Here is a 1,251-nt window from a genome sequence, read left to right as displayed (position 1 = left end):
TAACAGTTGTTCACAACTTGGCGAATCAGGCTGCTCATTGGTGAACTTTAGTTGCAATATTCGCGTCGCAATAAAGCCATTAATCGTCACCAATCTTTCCATGTTATCTTGGCTTTGAAGGCGTAAACTTTCGATATCCGTGCCATCACTTTTCCAGACTTTATGGTATTCCTCTACAAGCCAACGGTGCTCATAGTAGGTGATGATAGCTAAGGCGTCTTCTTTGCTGGTGACTGGTTCACTGGTTAATAGGTGCCAGCTTAAGCCGTTCTTAGCGTTTCCTCGCTCTGCACAGCCGACATAGTAAACTGGGAGGGAGCGTCCTTTCTTATTGTAAGGCGCTTTGAGTGTCACTGGCGCATAGGTGATATCCAGTGTTGCGCTTCGGGCTTTTCTTCCTCCTTTTTGTGCAATGTGGATGTGTTTGGTGCCTGCACTCATCAGCTCGCTTGCAAACGCATAGAGCTTATCCTCACCTTCTTCAATATGACGACTTTGCATCGAGCGTACGACGAATCGTTGCTGCTCGGTCAGTTTATACTGCAAGTATTCGTAGATGTCCGCTTCGCGGTCACACACCGATATCACGTTCGCCATTTGTCCTTGCAGCCGCTCTGCCATCGCTCGTGACGCTGACTCCCACTTGTAACTTTCTTTTTCTTCGTAAGAAGTCGTCGCGTGTTTTTCTCTTTTTCCAATCGTGTTGATATCACGACTCCAGCGAGACTGTTCAATTAATCCCACAACTTGCTTTGTGTCTGGCGCAAACAGTAATACGCTATGAGCTAACAAGCCTCGTTGTTTTGCTCCTCGTCCGACATGACCCAAATCATCTCGAATGGAGGAATGTTTATAAACTAGTGTGGTCGTGTCTTCTAATGCGAGCAATAAGTTATGACTTTTTGCTTGTTCAACCGTGGCTTTAAAGCCTGACTCTGCTATAGCCGTTGCGTCAATATTCTCGTTGCGAATAAAGCGGTAGGCACCTTCCATATCGGCGGGGGATTGAGTGATGTTCACAAGTGGTTTTCCTGGTTCATTTGCAAGCGTTGATGCTAACTTTACCAGACGCGCTGTTCTTCTTGGATCACCTAAGTCCGATTTACCGAATTGTTGTTTTGCCCAATGAGTATGTTCGTTAATCATAATGTGCCCTCAAACAAGATTTGAAGATCTGATCATGACATTGAGATTTAGTTCAAAAAAATCCCCGCTAATTTCTTAGCAGGGATTTGTGTATAAGAGACAGCT

The 1,251-nt window shown here is 45.2% G+C and carries 1 protein-coding gene; it reads right to left on the bottom strand.

Features of this window, described 5'->3' with window-relative positions:
• The coding region (locus I6F53_RS20070) for an IS4 family transposase (protein ID WP_231616659.1) at nt 1-1,146 on the bottom strand (1,146 nt) is incomplete at its 3' end.
• Nucleotides 1,147-1,251: the final 105 nt, after the last annotated feature.

This window comes from Pseudoalteromonas sp. SWN29, assembly GCF_015864465.1.
Lineage (GTDB): Bacteria > Pseudomonadota > Gammaproteobacteria > Enterobacterales > Alteromonadaceae > Pseudoalteromonas.
This window is presented reverse-complemented; position numbering and strand designations above follow the sequence as displayed.